16 protein-coding genes are annotated in these 16,981 nt (G+C 77.6%); 6 read left to right on the forward strand and 10 right to left on the reverse strand.

Going from position 1 to position 16,981, the window contains the following annotated elements; translation table 11 throughout:
* Window positions 1-145: 145 nt before the first annotated feature.
* Window positions 146-3,070 carry a BTAD domain-containing putative transcriptional regulator gene (locus tag HLV61_RS04450; protein ID WP_369253182.1) on the forward strand — a complete coding sequence of 975 codons (2,925 nt, stop codon included), beginning with the start codon at window positions 146-148 and terminating at the stop codon, window positions 3,068-3,070.
* 7 nt (window positions 3,071-3,077) lie between these two features.
* Here the strand turns inward: HLV61_RS04450 and HLV61_RS04455 are convergent, their stop codons facing one another.
* Together HLV61_RS04455 and HLV61_RS04460 are read right to left on the reverse strand one after the other, a co-directional pair.
* Window positions 3,078-4,559: a class I adenylate-forming enzyme family protein gene (locus tag HLV61_RS04455; RefSeq protein ID WP_369253183.1), complete on the reverse strand. Its 1,482-nt coding sequence runs from the start codon at window positions 4,557-4,559 to the stop codon at window positions 3,078-3,080.
* A gap of 53 nt (window positions 4,560-4,612) precedes the next feature.
* A complete protein-coding gene (locus HLV61_RS04460; protein ID WP_369253184.1) occupies window positions 4,613-5,311 on the reverse strand; it encodes a hypothetical protein in 699 nt (232 codons plus the stop codon).
* 160 nt (window positions 5,312-5,471) lie between these two features.
* On the opposite strand from HLV61_RS04460, the gene HLV61_RS04465 reads away from it, so the two are divergent.
* Window positions 5,472-6,674, forward strand: a complete 1,203-nt coding sequence (locus HLV61_RS04465) for an alpha/beta hydrolase family protein (RefSeq protein WP_369253185.1) — start codon at window positions 5,472-5,474, stop codon at window positions 6,672-6,674.
* A 21-nt stretch (window positions 6,675-6,695) separates the two neighbouring features.
* Here HLV61_RS04465 and HLV61_RS04470 read toward each other — a convergent pair whose 3' ends face one another.
* Both HLV61_RS04470 and HLV61_RS04475 read right to left on the reverse strand, forming a co-directional pair.
* Window positions 6,696-7,376, reverse strand: a complete 681-nt coding sequence (locus HLV61_RS04470; RefSeq protein ID WP_369253186.1) for a response regulator transcription factor — start codon at window positions 7,374-7,376, stop codon at window positions 6,696-6,698.
* Window positions 7,373-8,578, reverse strand: coding sequence for a sensor histidine kinase (locus tag HLV61_RS04475; RefSeq protein ID WP_369253187.1), 1,206 nt, complete (start codon window positions 8,576-8,578; stop codon window positions 7,373-7,375). The genes HLV61_RS04470 and HLV61_RS04475 overlap by 4 nt, the downstream gene beginning before the upstream one ends.
* A 195-nt stretch (window positions 8,579-8,773) precedes the next feature.
* Between HLV61_RS04475 and HLV61_RS04480 the strand changes: the two genes are divergently transcribed.
* Both HLV61_RS04480 and HLV61_RS04485 read left to right on the forward strand, forming a co-directional pair.
* A complete protein-coding gene (locus tag HLV61_RS04480; protein WP_369253188.1) occupies window positions 8,774-9,130 on the forward strand; it encodes a DUF6223 family protein in 357 nt (118 codons plus the stop codon).
* A gap of 120 nt (window positions 9,131-9,250) precedes the next feature.
* A complete protein-coding gene (locus HLV61_RS04485) occupies window positions 9,251-11,092 on the forward strand; it encodes a GmrSD restriction endonuclease domain-containing protein (protein WP_369253189.1) in 1,842 nt (613 codons plus the stop codon).
* Between the two features lie 65 nt (window positions 11,093-11,157).
* On the opposite strand, the gene HLV61_RS04490 is transcribed toward HLV61_RS04485, so the two are convergent.
* Window positions 11,158-11,400 carry a hypothetical protein gene (locus HLV61_RS04490; protein WP_369253190.1) on the reverse strand — a complete coding sequence of 81 codons (243 nt, stop codon included), beginning with the start codon at window positions 11,398-11,400 and terminating at the stop codon, window positions 11,158-11,160.
* A 342-nt stretch (window positions 11,401-11,742) separates the two neighbouring features.
* Between HLV61_RS04490 and HLV61_RS04495 the strand changes: the two genes are divergently transcribed.
* On the forward strand, window positions 11,743-11,946 hold the full coding sequence (locus tag HLV61_RS04495) for a cold-shock protein (RefSeq protein ID WP_093582180.1): 204 nt from the start codon (window positions 11,743-11,745) through the stop codon (window positions 11,944-11,946).
* A 71-nt stretch (window positions 11,947-12,017) separates the two neighbouring features.
* Here HLV61_RS04495 and HLV61_RS04500 read toward each other — a convergent pair whose 3' ends face one another.
* A complete protein-coding gene (locus HLV61_RS04500) occupies window positions 12,018-12,482 on the reverse strand; it encodes a hypothetical protein (protein ID WP_369253191.1) in 465 nt (154 codons plus the stop codon).
* Between the two features lie 229 nt (window positions 12,483-12,711).
* Here HLV61_RS04500 and msrB point away from each other — a divergent pair, with 229 nt between their 5' ends.
* Window positions 12,712-13,131 (forward strand): peptide-methionine (R)-S-oxide reductase MsrB, encoded by a 420-nt coding sequence (msrB, locus tag HLV61_RS04505; protein WP_369253192.1) that lies wholly within the window; start codon window positions 12,712-12,714, stop codon window positions 13,129-13,131.
* A 166-nt stretch (window positions 13,132-13,297) separates the two neighbouring features.
* Here the strand turns inward: msrB and hemQ are convergent, their stop codons facing one another.
* Genes hemQ through hemE form a run of 4 tightly spaced genes read right to left on the reverse strand, consistent with a single transcriptional unit; the run spans window position 13,298 to window position 16,937 of the window.
* Window positions 13,298-14,026, reverse strand: coding sequence for a hydrogen peroxide-dependent heme synthase (gene hemQ, locus HLV61_RS04510; RefSeq protein WP_369253193.1), 729 nt, complete (start codon window positions 14,024-14,026; stop codon window positions 13,298-13,300).
* The gene (locus HLV61_RS04515; RefSeq protein WP_369253194.1) at window positions 14,023-14,487 is read right to left on the reverse strand and encodes a hypothetical protein; all 465 of its coding nucleotides are present in this window, start codon (window positions 14,485-14,487) and stop codon (window positions 14,023-14,025) included. The genes hemQ and HLV61_RS04515 overlap by 4 nt, the downstream gene beginning before the upstream one ends.
* 30 nt (window positions 14,488-14,517) lie before the next feature.
* Entirely contained in the window at window positions 14,518-15,885 is a 1,368-nt protein-coding gene (gene hemG, locus HLV61_RS04520; protein WP_369253195.1) for a protoporphyrinogen oxidase, read from the reverse strand.
* Complete coding sequence (gene hemE / locus HLV61_RS04525) at window positions 15,882-16,937, reverse strand: uroporphyrinogen decarboxylase (protein WP_369253196.1); 1,056 nt, start codon at window positions 16,935-16,937, stop codon at window positions 15,882-15,884. Before hemE ends, hemG begins: the two co-directional genes overlap by 4 nt.
* Window positions 16,938-16,981: the final 44 nt, after the last annotated feature.

Here is a 16,981-nt window from a genome sequence, read left to right on the forward strand (position 1 = left end):
CCGGAGCGGGGCCGGGTGCGGTACGCAGTGGTCCGACGCGGCAGCGTCATCGACGGTGGTCGCGCGCCCTGGCGCAGCCGCTCCCGGGAGGGGTGCCGGACCGCCGTCGTCGCGGGCACGGGGGTGGCACGCGAGGGGGACCATCGTGGACGGCGACTCCACGGCCGACGTGCTGTCCTTCCGGGACCTGGGACCGCTCGAGGTGCGCCGCGCCGGGACGCCGGTCGCCCTCGGGGGCACCCGCCTCGCCGCGGCCCTGTCGCTGCTGCTGGTCAACGCGGGACGGCAGGTCAGCGTCGACGCGCTCACCGAGGCCATGTGGGGCACGGACTCCCCGGCCCGCTCGCCGTCGACGCTGGACTCGCACATCTGGCGGCTGCGCAAGGCCCTCGAGCCCGGCCGGCGGCCGGGCGCCCCCTCGGCGGTGCTGGTGCGCGAGCCGGGCGGCTACCGGCTGGTCGCCGACCCCGCGACCCTCGACTCGCGGCGGTTCGCCGCGCTCGCCGCCGAGGCGCGGGCGCTGCTGGCCGCCGGCCGCCCGCACGAGGCCGGCCGGGCCGCGGAGCAGGCGCTGGCGCTGTGGCGCGGGCGGCCCTACCCGACGGTGGCCGACGAGCCCTGGGCGACCGCCGCGGTCGCCCGGCTGGAGGAGCTGCGCGACCAGCTGCGCGAGCTGCTGGTGGAGGCGCTGCTGGCCGAGGGCGCCCCGGAGCGGGCGCTGCTCGAGGTGGGCGCGGCCGTGGCCGAGACGCCGCTGCGCGAGCGGCTGTGGAGCCTGCGCATGCTCGCCCAGCACCGCCTCGGCCGGCCGGAGGAGGCGCTGCGCAGCTACCGGCAGGTCCGCGCGGTGCTGCGCGACGAGCTGGGGCTCGAGCCGGGACCGGAGCTGCGCGAGCTGCACGGCCGGATGCTCGCCGAGGACCCGGCGCTGGCCGGCCCGGCGGCGCCCGCCCGGCCGGCGCCGCCGGTCCCTCCCCCGCGGTCGGCCGCCCCGGAGCAGCGGGCCGCTCCGCGGCCGGTGCACCTGCCGCACCGCACCGCGTCCCTGGTGGGGCGGGCGCGGGAGCTGGACGAGCTGACCCGCCTGGTGACGGGATCCCGGCTGGTCACCCTGGTCGGCGCGGCCGGGTGCGGGAAGACGCGCCTGGCCATCGAGGTCGCGCGCACGGTCGCCGACCGGTTCCCCGACGGCGTCTGGTTCGTCGACCTCACCGCGGCCGGTGACCCCGTCACCGTCCTGTCCACCGTGGTGTCCGCGCTGGGGTTCGCCCCCGCCGACACCGACCGGCCCGCCGACGCGCTGCGCGCGCACCTGCGCGACCGGCGCGCGCTGCTCGTGCTCGACAACTGCGAGCAGGTCCTCGACCCGGTGGCCGACCTGGTCGACGACTGGTCCTCCGGCGCCACCGGGCTCACCGTGCTGGCCACCAGCCGGGAGCCGCTCGAGCTCGACGGCGAGCAGCTGCACCGGCTCGGCCCGCTGCTCCTCCCCGAGGGGGACGACGACGTCACCGCCTCCCCCGCGGTCGCCCTGCTGCTGGACCGGCTGGCCGCCGCCGGCGCCGACCGGGAGGACCTGGGCCTGCTCAGCGCGGTGGTGCGGATCGCCACCGCCGTCGACGGCGTGCCGCTGGCCCTGGAGCTCGCGGCGGCACGCGCGCGGGCGTTCAGCCTGGACGAGATCGCCCACCAGGTCACCGCCGACCCCAGCTCGCTGGCGCGGACCGGACGCGGCAGCGACCACCACCGCACGGTGCGCGCCGCCATCGAGCAGAGCTACGCACTGCTGCCCGCCGACGAGGCCGAGCTGCACCGCGCCGCCTCGGTCCTGCCCGGCCCGTTCACCGTGACCGCCGCCGGCGCCGTCCTCGGGGGCCCGGACGCGGGACCGCGCCCGGGCACGGCCACCGCCGACCTGGTGGCCCGCCTGGTGCACCACTCGCTGCTGGTCCCGCTCGGGCCGGCACGGCCGGGCGGCCCGTCGCGGTTCGCCCAGCTGGCCACCGTGCGCGGGCACGCGGCGCACGCGGCCGGCGCGGACACCCCCGCCCTCCGCTCCCTGCGCGACGGGTGGACGACCGCGCTGACCCTCGCCAAGCCCCCGCTGGGGAGCATGGCGGAGACCGCGTGGTTCGACGCCCTCGACGACGACCTGCCCACGCTGCGCGCGACGCTGCAGTACCTGCTGGTGGAGGCGCCCTCGGCCGAGGGGGTGCGGCTCGCCGGCCGGCTGGGCACGTTCTGGTACTTCCGCAGCAAGACCATCGAGGGCCGCACCTGGGCCGAGCGGGCGCTGGAGGCCGAGCACCTGGCCGACCCGCTGTCGGCGGCGCTCGTGCGGCTCACCCTCGCCCACCACCTCTCCTCCGGCGGCCAGGACGACCTCGCCGCCGGGCACCTCGCCGTCGCCGCGGACCTGCTCGACGGCACCGCGGAGGCACGGTCGCGCACGGTCGCGGAGGTCCAGGCGTTGCTGGCGCACTCCCTGGTGGTGGCCGGCGCGCTGGAGCCGGCGCGCGCCGTCGCCGGCTCGGTGGCGGCGGCGGCGCGGGCCGGTGGCGGGGACGCCGACCTCGCCCTGCTCGCCGAGACGTGCGCCGCCCTGGTCGACAGCGGCGCCGGCGTCCTCACCGGCGCCCGGCTGACGGCCCTGCACGGTCGGGCGCTGGCGCTGGGCAACGTGCACGTGGCCCTGCTGGTGGCCGGGATGGCCGTCGTCGCCGCCATCCGCTCCGGCGACGCTGCGGCGGCCCTGTCCTGGTCCGACCGGATGATCGGCCACCGCCTGGTGCTGGGCACGTCCGACGGGCCGGTCGCCTTCGAGCTGCGGGGCGTCGCCACGGCGATGGCCGGCCGGGCCCAGGAGGCGGTCCGGCTGTTCGCCGCGGCCCGCACGCAGGCCCTGCGCAACGGTCTGCGCTGGCCGGCCTTCGAGGCGACGCCGGACGTCCTGCGGGACGTCACCGCCGCGCTCGACCCGGGCGCCGCGGAGCGGGCGCGCGCCGACGGTGCCCGGCTCACCCTGGCCGACGTCGTCGACCCGACGGGCGCGGTCCCCGCACCCGCCTGACCCCGGCTCAGGCCGGCGGGCCGGCGACGGCGGCCCCCGCGCGGATGGCTCCCCGGTCGGGCTTGCCCTGCTCGGTGAGCGGCACCCGGCCGACCGGCAGCACCTGGACGGAGGCCGCGACCTCCCGGCCGTGCACGGCGGTGACCGCCACCCGGCACGACGCGACGTCCACCTCCCCGCCCGGCCAGGCCTCCGCGGCCACGACGCGCACGCCGCGGCCGGCGTCGGGGACGACGACGGCGTAGCGCACCGACGGCAGGCGGCACACCGTCTCCTGCAGGTCCACCGGCAGCACCGACCCGGGCCCGACCGCGTCCGCGACGCGGCCCAGCACGTGCAGCATCCCCTCGTCGTCGAGGCAGCCCAGGTCGCCGGTGCGGTACCAGCCGTCGACGAACGCCGCGGCCTGCGAGTCCGGCCGGTTCCGGTAGCCCGCCGCCATCCCGGGCGACCGGACCTCGATCGCCCCCGCCCGCGGGTCGGTCGTCCCCTCGGGCCGCCGGAACCGGACCTGCACCCCCGGCAAGACGCGCCCGGCGCTGGAGAACCGGGATGGCCGGTCGTGCTCGGCCGCCGACAGCGCGCTGACGATGCCGACCTCGCTCGCGCCGTAGGTGTGGGCGACCACCGGGCCGAGCCGGGCGCGGGCCCGGGCGCGCAGGATCGGCGGGGCCAGCGCGCCGATGTGCGTGAGCGTCCGCAGCGAGCCGAGGTCGTGCTGCGCCACCCCGGGGGAGTCCATCAGGTCGAACAGTTGCGGCTCGACGAGGAACAGGTCGGTGACGCGCTCGCGCTCGATCGCCGCCAGCGTGGCCGCCGCGTCGTAGGAGTCCTGCAGCACGACGGTGCCGCCGCCGAGCAGGGTCTGGTCGACCAGCACCTGGGTGAGGTGGGCCAGCGAGCCGTTGGCCAGCTGCCGGCGGTCGGCGCGGGGCGGACCCGCGACCATCGCGGTGTAGGTGGCGACGTCGCGCCGGCTGCCCTTGGGCACCCCGGTGGTGCCGCCGGAGGGGATGACCACCGCGAGGTCGCCCGGGCGGGCGCGGCAGGGCGGCGGACGCTCGTCGAGGCCGGCGGCCAGGGCGTCCAGCCGCAGCGCGATCCCGGGGACCGCGCCGACCGCCGCCACCGGCACCGCGACGTCGTCGGGCAGCAGGCCGGCCGTCTCGGGGAAGACGACCAGCAGCCGCGGGTCGACCTGGGTGACCAGCCGCGCCCTCCGGTCGCGGTCGGGCGGCGCCGGCAGGTACATGACGGCGGCCCCGGCCAGGTGCGCCCCGTAGCGGAGGGCCAGGGCCTCGGGCCGGTTCGGGGCGAACACCGCGACCAGGTCGCCCGGGCCGACGCCCAGGGACGCGAGCGCGCGGGCGTAGCGGGAGACGGCGGCCACGAGCTCGGCCGCCGTGGTGTCGGTGCCGGCGTACCGCAGGACAGGGCGCTGCCCGTTCCGCTGCAGCACGGTGACCAGGTCCTGCACGTAGGCGTCCACGGTCCTCCTCGGGGGTCGGTGGCGGTATCGGTGGTGTGGTCGGACGGGGCCGGTCAGGCGGAGGCGGGGCCGGACGGCGTCCCGGGGCCCCGTCCCGACCGGCGGGTGAGCGCGTACGTCGTGCCCACGCCCGCGCCGAGGACGACGATCCCGCCGGCGGTCACCCAGCCCCACGGGACGTCGCCGGAACCGCCCTGGCTCTCGACGACGACGTCGCCGCCCGCGCCGCCGTCCGCGGTGCCGTCTTCGCTGCCGGCACCGGGGCCCGTCCCGGTGTCCGCACCACCCGCTGCGTTCCCGCCCGCCGCACCGCCCGACGGCGCGGGTGTGGGCTCGGGGGTCGGCGTGGGGGTCGGGGTCGGGGAGCCGCCGCCGGTGACCGTGACGGTGGTGGACGCCGTGCCGTTGCTGCAGGTCAGCAGCACCGGGTGCGCGCCCGCGGCGGCGTCCTGCGCGATCGTGGCGGTCCCGTCGAAGGCCGTCGGGTCGGTCTTCGAGAACGTCTCCGGCCCCGTGAACGCCGTCGACGTCACCGACTGCACCTCCGGCTGGGACCCGTCGGACGGGGTGGGACAGGTGCCCGAGACGCGCACCGTCTGCCCCGGCGCGGCCGACGCGACGGAGACGGAGACGGCCCCCGGCTCCGCGGCCGCGGTCGGGGTGCCCGGGTCGGCCAGGGCGGTGCCGCCGGCCGCCCCGAGGGTGAGCAGCGCGCCGGCGGAGGCGGACAGCAGCAGGGTCGAGGTGCGCATCGCAGGTCCTTCCCACGGACCGCCCCCGGTGGGCGATCGGTGCCGCCACCGTGGGCCTCCCGGCTCCAAGGACGCCCTCGTCGGCGTTGGAACCGGCGTTGGAGCCGCGTTGGAGCCGGCGCCGGGACGGTGCGGTCTCCCCCAGCGATCGGAGACAGACGTGCACGCGTTCTTCAAGGACCCCGACCTCCAGTTCGCCGTCGAGGGCGTCCTCGGCGCCACCTGGTCCCACGCCGCCGACGTCGGCGAGGTGCTGGCCACCGTCGACAGGATCCCGAACGGCGACCGGCGGGCCTGGGTGCAGCAGTGGAGCGCCACCGCCGAGCGGCTGGCCACCCAGGCGCGGGCCGCCGAGGCCGAGGGGCACCACCGCACCGCGGCGGCGCGCTGGCTGCGGGCGGCCGGCTACTGGTCCGAGGCGACCGACCAGGCCGACGCCACCGGCGAGTTCACCCCTCTCTGGGAGCGGCACCGCGACGCATGGGACCGCTTCGTCGACCTCACCGACGCCGTCGGCGACGTGGCCGTCGAGCGGCTGTCCGTCCCCTACGAGGACACCACGCTGCCCGGCTACCTCTTCCGCTCCGGTCCGCCGGACGAGCCGCGCCGCACCCTCGTCCTCACCAACGGCAGCGACGGCTCGGTCGTCGGCGCCTGGACCCGCGGCATCGCCGACGCGCTGGCGCGCGGCTGGAACGCCGTGACCTACGACGGCCCCGGCCAGAACGCCGCCCTCGTGCGGCAGCGCCTCCCGTTCCGGCCGGACTGGGAGCACGTGCTCACCCCGGTGCTCGACGCGCTGGTCGCCCGGCCCGACGTCGACCCCGCGCGCATCGCCGTCATGGGCGTGAGCCAGGGCGGCTACTGGGTGCCGCGGGCGCTGTCCGTCGAGCACCGGGTGGCCGCGGCGGTCGCCGACCCCGGCGTCGTCGACGTCTCCACCACCATGCTCGGCCAGTTGCCGCACCACCTCGTGCGGATGCTGGACTCCGGCGACCGCGACCGGTTCGACACCGAGATGCGCTGGGCGCTCAAGCTGTCGCCGGCCACCCGGACGATGCTGCAGTGGCGCATGCGGCCCTACGGCACCACCTCGCCGTTCGACTTCTTCACCGCCGCGCGCGCCTACGCCCTGACCGACGAGCAGCTGGCGGCGATCCGCTGCCCGATGCTGGTCACCGACCCCGAGAACGAGCACTTCTGGCCCGGGCAGTCCGCGCAGCTGGCCGCGAAGCTGACCTGCCCGGTGACGCTGCTGCGCTTCACCGCGGAGGAGGGCGCCGACGCGCACTGCGAGCCCACGGCGGTCGGCCTGCGGGGCGAGCGCGTCTTCGACTGGCTCGACGAGCAGGTGCCGGCCTGAGCGCCCCCGCCCGGCCGGTCGCTACGGGGCGACCAGGCCGGTCCGGTAGGCGACGACGACCAGCTGTGCCCGGTCCCGCGCGCCGAGCTTGGCCATGGCGTGGCTGACGTGGGTGCGGGCGGTCGCCGGGCTGAGGAACAGCGCGGCGCCGATCTCGTCGTTGTTCAGGCCCTGGCCCACCAGCGCCAGGACCTCGCGCTCCCGGTCGGTGAGGACGGCCAGCCGGTCGGCCGCGGCCGCGTCGGCGGTCCGGCGGGCGGTGAACTGGGCGATGAGGCGGCGGGTGATCCGCGGTGCGAGCAGCGACTCCCCGGCCGCGACCACGCGGACGCCGTGCAGCAGCTCGGCCGGGCCGGCGTCCTTGAGCAGGAACCCGCTGGCACCGGCCTGCAGGCCCTCGTAGACGTGGGCGTCGGTGTCGTAGGTGGTGAGGACGAGGACGCGGACCCCGCGCAGCCGGTCGTCGCCGGCGATCCGCCGGGTGGCCTCGATGCCGTCCATCCCCGGCATGCGGACGTCCATCAGCACCACGTCCGGGCGCAGGGCGCGGGCCTGCGCCACGGCGTCGGCGCCGGTGGCCGCCTCCCCCACCACGGTGATGCCGTCCTCTGTCTCGAGCAGCAGCCGGAACCCCGAGCGCACCAGCGCCTCGTCGTCGGCGAGCAGCACCCGGATCGGGACAGCGCGGTCCAGGGTGGTCACCCGCCCGTCCCCACCGGGGTCAGCGGCAGCCGGGCGCTGACGGCGAAGCCGCCGCCCGGCCGCGGGCCGGCGTCGAACTCGCCGCCGAGGAGCCGGCAGCGCTCCCGCATGCCGACGATCCCCCGGCCCGTCCCGTCCGTGCCGGGGGCCGTCCCCGGACCCTCCCGCGGGCCGTCGTCGGTCACGCGCACCTGCACGGCGTCGGTGCCGTAGTCCACCGCGACCCTCACCCGGGTCGGCCCGGCGTGCCGGATCACGTTGGTGATGGCCTCCTGCAGGATCCGGTACACGGCGCCCCCGACCGCGCCGGGCACCGGCGGAGGCGGCGAGGCCGCCTGGAGGTGGACGTCGAGCCCGGCCTCCCGCGCCCGGGCGGCGAGCTCCCCGATCCGCCCGAGGCCGGGGTGCGGGCTCCGGCCGTCGTCGTCGCGCAGGACCCCGAGGACGGCCCGCATGTCCTGCAGCGCCTCCGAGCTGGTCCGCGCGATCGCCTCCAGGGCCTCGCGGGCCCGGTCCGGCCGCCGGTCGAGCACGTGCGCGGTGACGCCGGACTGCACGGTGATGACGGCGAGGGCGTGCGCCACGGTGTCGTGGACCTCGCGCGCGATCCGCAGCCGCTCCTCGTCGACCCGGGCGCGCGCCTCCTGCTCGCGGGTGCGCTCGGCGAGCTCGGCGCGCTGCAGCGCCTCGGCCGCGACCTCCCTGCGCGAGCGGACGCTCTCCCCGAGCGCGGCGCTCATGACCGAGGCGCCGATCCGGAAGAACACCCACCCGATCGCGGCCGGCGGCTCGACGTCGGCGGCGGCGGTCAGCCAGCCGGCGGCCAGGACGGCGGTGCCCACCCCGGCGGTCAGCAGCGACCGGCGTCCGTCGCCGAGGCCGGTGAGCGTGTAGAGGGCGACGAAGAGCCCGAGCCACCCGGGCCCGTCGGGGAAGTCGAGGGCGTAGTAGGCCAGGCTCGTGAGCGCGGTCGTGACGAACACCGCGACCGGCCAGCGGCGGCGCACCGCCACGACGGCGCCGCCGGCGACCAGCAGGACGTAGCCCAGGTGCCCGAGGTCGGCGAGCGGGCGCAGGACCGTCGCCGGGTCCCCGGCGGTCCGGGTGACGGTGCCCTGGACCTGCATGACGGTCACGAACGCCGCGAGCAGCTGGTCCTGCGCCCAGACGGGCAGGCGGAGTTGCTCGGCTCGGCCCGGCATGGCCGCGAGCCTAGGGTCCGCGGACCCCGTTCCGACTCCCCCCGGCCGCGCGCGGACCCACGTCCGCCGGCGCGGTGCCGGGCGGGCCGGGTACGCCCGGGGGCGGAGGCACGGCCGACCGCCGGCCGACGACGACCCGGTGCCGGCGACGCGACGATCGTCGGCGTCCGTCCCGGTCGACCGAGGGAGTACCCGATGTCCGTCCTGCACCTGCTCACCACGCCGTCGTCCGTCGCCGCCGGCTACGAGCTCGGCACCGGGCGGTCCGTGCCCACCGCGGCCGCCGTCGTCGGGCTGGTCAGCGTGGTCGTCGGGGGGCTGGCCCTGGCCCGCTCCGCTCGGACGGCCGCGCTCGTCGCCCTGGTGGCCGGGCCGGCCGGCGCGGTCGTCGGCGGGCTGCACGCCGTCAACGCCGCGGGCGGTCTCGGCACCGGCAACGGGCTCGCGGGAGCGGTGGTGGCCGTGGCGCTGGGGCTGGCCGGCACGGTCCTCGGCGCGTCGGCCCTGGTCCGCTCCCGCCGCTCCGGGCGGCCGGTCGGCTCCGCGCGCTGAGTCGGCGCTCCCGGCGCAGTCTCCCCACCCGCCCCAGGGGTCCTGCGGTTCCTGTACCGCGGGGTCCCGGACCCGCACCATGGCGGGCCGGTGCGTCAGAGCACACGGGGAGGAGAGCTCATGTCGTCGTTGTCCGACCCTGCCGTCCAGGCGATCCTGCGGCACCACCGCCGGCGCTCGCCGGAGACGCCGATGCGCGCGGTGGTGTCGAAGGCCGCAGCGCTCGGCTTCGACGTGGTCCCGCCGCGCGAGGGCAGCAGCGCCACCCACCTGCGCCTGGTGTCCACGACGCCGTCGGGCCGCACGGTCACCCTCTACGCCGACGGCGCCAGGCTGACGTCGAGCGCGAAGGGGGACCGCGCGTTCGCCGCCGCCCTGCCCGGCGCGGTCGAGACCACCGTCGACGTGCAGTTCCCCTTCGCCGGGACCGATCCGGTCGAGGTCCTCGTCGCGTTCACCGACGACGCCCGCCACCGCGTGCCCGCTCCGGTTCCCGCGCCGGCTCCCGTCCCGCCCCGGCAGGACACCGCCGCCTGGCCGGTCCCGGTACCGGCCCCCGCTCCCCCGGCTGCGGCACCGTCCCCTGCCGGGTCCGGCCGGCGGCACGCGGTCCTCGGGGTCCTCGCCGCCGTGGTCCTGCTGTTGGGAGTCGCCGGGGTCGCCACCGGCGGGATCGGCGGCGGGCTCGCGATGCTGGGCCTCGCGGCCCTGCTCGTCGGCCTCGGCGCGGTCGTCGCCGGCCGCGCGCGGTGGGCGTTCATCGCCTCGCGCCGCGTGGGCGGTGCCGTCCTCGCCGCGGGCCTCGCCGCGGTCGTCGTCGGCGGAGTCACCGCACCCCGGACCGAACCGACCGCCGCCTCGGAGCCCGCGAGCACGTCGCCGACCGCGCCGGGCACCTCGTCGGCCGCCGAGCAGAGCGCCGCCGCCGAGCAGAGCGCCGCCGCGGAGGCGGAGGTCGCCGCGGCCGAGGCCGCGCTGCAGCAGGCGGAGACCCGCGAGTCCGCCGTCGCCCCGGTCGACTCCGCTGCCGGGCTGCTCTCCGACACCGCCACCGACACCGCCGTCGGGACCGCCGCACCCACCACCGCGCTCGCCGCCCTCGCCGCCGTCCCGGTGCAGGGCCGCGCCCCGCGCACCGGCTACGACCGCGACCTGTTCGGCGCCGGCTGGGTCGACACCGACCGCAACGGCTGCGACACCCGCAACGACGTGCTCGCCCGCGACCTCACCGGCGAGACGTTCAAGCCCGGCTCGCGCGACTGCGTCGTCCTCACCGGGACGCTCGCCGACCCCTACTCCGGGCGGACCATCGCCTTCCAGCGGGGGCAGACCACCAGCGACGACGTCCAGATCGACCACGTCGTCGCGCTGTCGGACGCCTGGCAGAAGGGCGCCCAGCAGTGGGACGCAGCCCAGCGCGCCCGGTTCGCCAACGACCCGCTCGACCTGCTCGCCGTCGACGGCCCGCTCAACGTGCAGAAGGGCGACGGCGACGCCGCGACCTGGCTGCCGCCGGACCGCTCCCACCGCTGCGCCTACGTGGCCCGGCAGGTCGCGGTGAAGGTCGGCTACGGGCTGTGGATGACGCAGGCCGAGCGCAACGCGGTGGCCACCGTGCTGAGCACCTGCCCGGCCGAGCCGCTGCCCGGCGGTGTGGTCGCTCCCGTGCGGCAGGCGGCCCCGACCACCGCCGCGCCGAGCACGCCGGCGCCTGCGCCGACGACCGCACGTCCCGTGCCGACGACGCCGCGCCCGGCTCCGGCACCCGTGCCCGTCCCGGCACCCGCACCCCGACCCGCTCCCGCACCGGCTCCGGCCCCCGCACCGGCCCCGGTGGGCGGGACGACGTACGCCAACTGCACCGAGGTCAAGGCGGCCGGGGCCGCTCCCATCCACCCGGGCGACCCGGGCTGGGACCCGAAGTTCGACCGCGACGACGACGGCGTCGGCTGCGAGTCGTGACCGCCGGGTCCTGGACCCCGCGCCCCCGTGGTGCGGGGGCCAGGACCGGCGGGCCGGAGCCGGCTCTAGTCGGCGAGCAGGGCGGCGTGCGCGCCGAGGCGGTGCGCCAGGGCCGCGGCGGTACCGGTGGAGCGCAGGACGTCGGCCAGGAGGGCGGCCAGCTCGTCGGCGGCCAGCTCGTCGGCCCGAGCGTCGGGGACCTGCGCGATCACCGGCTCCTCGAGCTCGGCGCGCAGCAGGTCGTCGAGGTCGGCGGTGTCGAGGTCGCTCAGCTCGACGAGCACGAGCGGGCGCGCGGTGGTCTCCATGACGGGCTCCTCGATGTCGGCGGACCGGGTCCGTCCCGGCGAGGACGACACTGACCGCCGCACCGCAGCCCCCGCTGCGCGCAACCGCACGATTCCCGCAAGACCGCGCTCGTCGCCCCGCCCACGCGTGATCAGCGGCGCCGCCCGGGTGGGTGAGCGCCGTCCCCGGACGGCCGAACGACCCCGCCGGGAGGTCGCTCAGCGTGAGGGAGTGCAGGTCGAACCCGCCACGCGGGGACCCAGGGGTCGGCAAGAGCGCTCCGGACGGCTAGGGTTCCTCGCGTCGGGAAGGCCCTGCGCTCTGGCAGGACCCCGATGCACCATCGCAGCTAGGAGCGAGCAATGCCCGAAGGAACTGTCAAGTGGTTCAACGCGGAGAAGGGGTTCGGCTTCGCCACCCCGGACGGTGGCGGACCTGACGTGTTCGTCCACTACTCGGCCATCCAGACCAGCGGGTACCGCTCGCTCGACGAAGGCCAGCGGATCGCTTTCGACGTCGAGCAGGGCCAGAAGGGCCCGCAGGCGGCGAACGTCACCCCGCTCTGATCTCCTGATCAGCACAGCGCCCCCGTCCCGGTCCGCCGGGCGGGGGCGCTGTCGCGTCCGGGGCCGGACGGTCAGCGCCCCCGGGGCACGTAGCCGCCGACCAGCGCCTGCATGAGCAGCGCCCCCGCGTCCGGGCCCACCGCCCGTGCCGCGTCGGCGAAGGCCCGCCAGCGCTCCCGCTCCACGTCCGTCGGCGCCCGCTCGGCCCGGATCTGCGCCTGCTCCAGCAGTCGCTCCCACTCCCCCTGCGGGGTCGGCCACAGCCCCGCCAGCCGCCGCGCCTCGGCGGAGATCCCGGTGATCCGCACGATGTCGCCGGCGTGGTTGGTCAGCGGCTCGATGTAGCCTGCCGCCGCGAGCGCCTTCGCCGCGGCCACCACCTGCTCCTTGGGCAGCCCGCTGCCCGGGACGACGGAGCCGAGCAGGTACGGCGCACCGCCGTGCTTCGGCTCGTCCACCAGCCGGGCGACGGCCCGCAGCACGGGCAGGTCGCGGGAGAACCAGGTGTCGGCCAGGGGCGCGTCGGACGGTGTCACGCCGCCCAGTCTCCCCGTGCGCACGGCGGCGCCCCGCCACCCGGGGTCACGGGATGGCGGGGCGCCGCCAGGGAGGCCCTCCTCGGTCCCGGGCCCCGGTGACGTGGTGGACGGCGTGCGGAGCGAGCTGCGCGATCGGGAGGTGCGCGGGCGACCGTGCGGGTGCGCGAGGCCGGTCCGGGCCGGTGACGCGGGGAATCAGGCCGCGACGCGACCCGTTCCTCCTGGCATGACGACGTCCCCTTCGCAGCCCCAGGTGACCAAGAGCGACGCGGAGTGGCGCGCCCAGCTGTCCCCGCAGGAGTACGCGGTGCTGCGCCAGGCCGGCACCGAGCGGCCGTGGACCGGTGAGTACGTCGACACGAAGACCGTCGGCGTCTACACCTGCCGCGCCTGCGGCGCCGAGCTGTTCCGGTCGGAGACCAAGTTCGACTCGCACTGCGGCTGGCCGTCCTTCTACGAGCCGTCGGCTGCCGACGACGTGGTGCTCCGCGAGGACCGCAGCCTCGGCATGACCCGCGTCGAGGTCCTGTGCGGCACCTGCCACAGCCACCTCGGCCACGTCTTCGAGGACGCCCCGCAGACGCCCACCGGCGACCGCTACTGCATCAACTCCGTGAGCATCCGGCTGCAGCCCGCCGAGGGCTGAGCGCCCGCAGCAGCCCGAGGGCGGCTCCCCCTGCCGGGGAGCCGCCCTCGCTGCGTCTCGGGCGCTGCACCGCCGTCCTGGCTCACCGTGGCGCGTCCTGGCTCACCGCCGACGCCGAGCCAGGACGCAGCACGATCAGGTCACCTGATCATCCGCGGGCTCGCGCTCAGGCGAGGTCGCGGACCAGCTCGGCGACCGGCTTGCGGACGCCGGTGTAGAACGGGACCTCCTCGCGCACGTGCCGGCGGGCGCGGCTGGCCCGCAGGTCGCGCATGAGGTCGACGATGCGGTGCAGCTCGTCGGCCTCGAAGGCGAGCATCCACTCGTAGTCGCCGAGGCCGAACGAGGCCACCGTGTTGGCCCGCACGTCGGGGTAGGGCCGGGCCTGCATGCCGTGCTCCTTGAGCATGTCCCGCCGCTCCTCCTCGGGCAGCAGGTACCACTCGTAGGACCGCACGAACGGGTACACGCAGACGTAGCGCCGCGGCTCCTCCTCGGCGAGGAACGCCGGGATGTGGCTGCGGTTGAACTCCGCCGGCCGGTGCAGCGCCATCTGCGACCACACCGGGTCCAGCGAGCGGCCCAGCTGGGTGCGGCGCAGCCGGGTGTAGGCCTCCTGCAGCGCCTCGGGCGTCTCGGCGTGCCACCAGACCATCACGTCGGCGTCGGCCCGCAGCGCGGCGACGTCGTAGGTCCCGCGGACGACGACGCCCTTGCCGGCCAGCTCCTCGAACAGCCCGGCGACCTCGTCGGCGGCCGCGGTGCGCTGGTCGTCGGCCAGCGGCCGGGCGAGCCGGAACACCGACCACATGGTGTAGCGGATCAGGGTGTTGAGCTCGTTGGCCCGCTTGCCGACGCTCTTCGTCTCGGTGGGGGCCTGCGTCTGCTCGCTCATGCACCCATTGTCCCGCGCCCCCGGCCCCGGCGTCCGGGCAGGCAGGCCAGCGCGGCCAGCGCGAGGACGACGGCGTCCTCGGCGAGCGCCGCCTGCCAGTCGGGCACCCGCCGTCCCGCCCAGCGCCGCCAGCGCGCGCCCCCGAGCGTGCCCGCCGCGACGCCGGCCACCCCGGCCAGGACCGGCAGCACGCCGCTCCCGCCGCCCCGCCGGGCCAGCAGCACGCTCCCGCCGGCTCCGGAGGCCAGCCGCACGGCGACGCTCGGCGGGAGGGTGCGGGACGGCGTGCCCGGCAGCTTGTCGGTCGTCACCTCCCCCGTCACGGCGGCGACGGCGGCCAGGCGCACCGGCCACGGCAGGCGCGAGGGGGCGGTCAGCGCGGGCGTGGCGAGACCGAGGGAGCTGCGGCCCCCGGCGGCGGTGCCCAGCAGCGCGGCCCGCAGGAGGAGGGAGGGGGTCACGGCGCCAGCCTGTCAGGCCGCGCCCGGACCTCAGACCAGCGCCTCGACCGCGCGCCGGGCGCCCCGGATGCAGGCCGGCACGCCGACGCCGTCGTAGGCCGCGCCCGCCACCGCCAGTCCCGGCACCCCGGCCACGGCGTCCCGGATCGCGACCACCCGCTGCGGATGGCCGACCAGGTACTGCGGCAGCCCGCCGCCCCAGCGCACCAGGTGCGCCTCCAGCGGCTCGCGGCGCTCGAGGCCGAGCAGGTCGGCGACGTCGGCGACCACCGCGGCGGTCAGGTCGTCGTCGTCGCGCTGCAGCTGGGACTCGTCGCCGTAGCGCCCCACCGATGCGCGCACCCGCAGCGCCCCGCCGCCGGACAGGTGCGGCCACTTCGACGACGACACCGTGACGCCCTTGACCAGCCGCCCGGTCACCGGCGGGACCAGCAGCCCCGACCCGGCGTCGACCGGCTGGGCGGGGAAGGCCATCGCGACGACCGCCATCGACGCGTACGGGATGCCGCGCAGCGGCTCCCCGGCGTCCGGCGCCACCCCGGCCAGCAGCCGCGCGGACTTGCCGGCCGGCGCGGTGAGGACCACGGCGTCGGCCTCCAGCACCTCGGGTGCGGCGGTCGGCCCCACCGCGACCTCCAGCCGCCCGTGCGCCCGGCGGATCGCGTGCGCCGGCGTGCGCAGCCGCACCTGCGCCCCCGACGCCTCCACCAGCGCCGGCGGCAGCGAGCCCAGCCCGCCGTCCACCGTCACGAACACCGGCCCGTCGGCGTCGCCGCGGCTGCGCGCCCCGGCGTCGCGCGCGGCGACGGCGGCCGCGAGGACCGAGTCGGCGCGGGCGAGCTGCGCGGCCAGCGCGGGCATGGTGGCGGCCAGCGAGAGGTCGTCGGGCCGGCCGGCGTAGACGCCGCCGAGCAGCGGCTCCACCAGCCGGTCGACCACCTCGTCGCCGAGCCGCGCACGCAGCAGCGCGCCGACCGAGACGTCGCCGTCCAGGCGCAGCGGCGGGAGGTCGGCCTCGGCGCGCACCCGCGCGACGCCGTCGGGAGTGAGCACCCCGGCCAGCCCGTCGGCCGACGTCGGCACCCCCTGCACGGTCCCCGGCGGCAGCCGGTGCCGGCCGTCGGGCAGCACGATCGAGGCCTGCGTCGTCCGGGGTGCCACCAGCCGGTCCCCGAGACCGAGCTCCCCGACCAGCTCCACCGCCTCGGGCACGCGGGCCAGCACCGCCTCGGGCCCGGTGTCGTACCAGGTGCCGGCCAGGTCGACCCGGTCGATCTTGCCGCCGATCCGCCCGCCGGCCTCCACGACGACGACCTCGTCGCCGGGCCGGCACCGGGACCACTCGAACGCGGCGGTCAGGCCGGCGATGCCGGCACCGACGACGACGACGCGGGTCATCGCGCCGAGAGCTCGTGCACCAGCTCCACGACGTGGGTGAGCGCCCCCGGGTCGGTGTCCGGCAGCACGCCGTGGCCGAGGTTGAACACGTGCCCGCGGGCGGCGCGGCCCTGCTCGACGACGCGGCGGACCTCGCGGTCGACGGTCTCCCGGTCGGCCAGCAGGACGGCGGGGTCGAGGTTGCCCTGCAGCGACCGCTGCGGCCCCACCCGGCGGGCCGCCTCGTCCAGCGGCACCCGCCAGTCGACGCCCACCACGTCGGCCCCGGCGTCGCCGATCAGCGCGAGCAGCTCGCCGGTGCCGACGCCGAAGTGCACGCGCGGGACGTCCCGGTCGCCGAGCCCGTCGAAGACCGCCCGCGAGTGCGGCAGCACCCGGGTGCCGTAGTCGACGGCCGAGAGCACGCCGGCCCAGGAGTCGAACAGCTGCACCGCCGAGGCGCCGTTGTCGATCTGCACGCGCAGGAAGGTCGCCGCCGAGACCGCCAGCCGGGTCAGCAGCCGGGACCAGGCCTCCGGCTCGGCGTACATGAAGGCCTTGGTGCGGGCGTGCTCCTTGGACGGGCCGCCCTCGATCAGGTAGGTCGCCAGCGTGAACGGCGCCCCGGCGAAGCCGATGAGCGGCGTGGGACCGAGCTCGGCCACCAGCCGGCGGACCGCCGTCGCGAGGAACTCCAGCCGCTCGGGCTCGAGGTCGGGCAGCGCGTCGACGTCGGCGACCGTGCGCACCGGGTCCGCCACCACCGGGCCGACACCGGGCTTGATCTCGACGTCGACCCCGGCCACGACCAGCGGCAGCACGATGTCGGAGAAGAGGATCGCGGCGTCCACACCGTGCCGGCGGACCGGCTGCAGCGTGATCTCGGTGACCAGGTCGGGGTCCTGGCAGGCCTCGAGCATCGCGGTGCCGGCGCGTAGCGCCCGGTACTCCGGCAGCGACCGTCCGGCCTGCCGCATGAACCACACCGGGGTCCGCTCCACCGGGAGGCCGCGCGCGGCCCGCACGAGGTCCGAGTCGGCGGGGGACGGCGGAACGGCGGGTGCGGTGCTCACGACGGCCCATCCTCCCAGACCCCTGAGCAGCGGCGCGTCCGAGA

This window comes from Geodermatophilus amargosae (assembly GCF_041028265.1).
Classification (GTDB): Bacteria; Actinomycetota; Actinomycetes; order Mycobacteriales; family Geodermatophilaceae; genus Geodermatophilus; species Geodermatophilus amargosae_A.

Excerpts from the sequence above, each read along its gene's own strand:
- HLV61_RS04460 (WP_369253184.1), bottom strand. The coding sequence starts at position 5,311 with ATGCGCACCTCGACCCTGCTGCTGTCCGCCTCCGCCGGCGCGCTGCTC.
- HLV61_RS04475 (WP_369253187.1), bottom strand. The coding sequence starts at position 8,578 with ATGCCGGGCCGAGCCGAGCAACTCCGCCTGCCCGTCTGGGCGCAGGAC.
- HLV61_RS04480 (WP_369253188.1), top strand. The coding sequence starts at position 8,774 with ATGTCCGTCCTGCACCTGCTCACCACGCCGTCGTCCGTCGCCGCCGGC.
- HLV61_RS04485 (WP_369253189.1), top strand. The coding sequence starts at position 9,251 with ATGTCGTCGTTGTCCGACCCTGCCGTCCAGGCGATCCTGCGGCACCAC.
- HLV61_RS04490 (WP_369253190.1), bottom strand. The coding sequence starts at position 11,400 with ATGGAGACCACCGCGCGCCCGCTCGTGCTCGTCGAGCTGAGCGACCTC.
- HLV61_RS04495 (WP_093582180.1), top strand. The coding sequence starts at position 11,743 with ATGCCCGAAGGAACTGTCAAGTGGTTCAACGCGGAGAAGGGGTTCGGC.
- msrB (WP_369253192.1), top strand. The coding sequence starts at position 12,712 with ATGACGACGTCCCCTTCGCAGCCCCAGGTGACCAAGAGCGACGCGGAG.
- hemQ (WP_369253193.1), bottom strand. The coding sequence starts at position 14,026 with ATGAGCGAGCAGACGCAGGCCCCCACCGAGACGAAGAGCGTCGGCAAG.
- hemG (WP_369253195.1), bottom strand. The coding sequence starts at position 15,885 with ATGACCCGCGTCGTCGTCGTCGGTGCCGGCATCGCCGGCCTGACCGCC.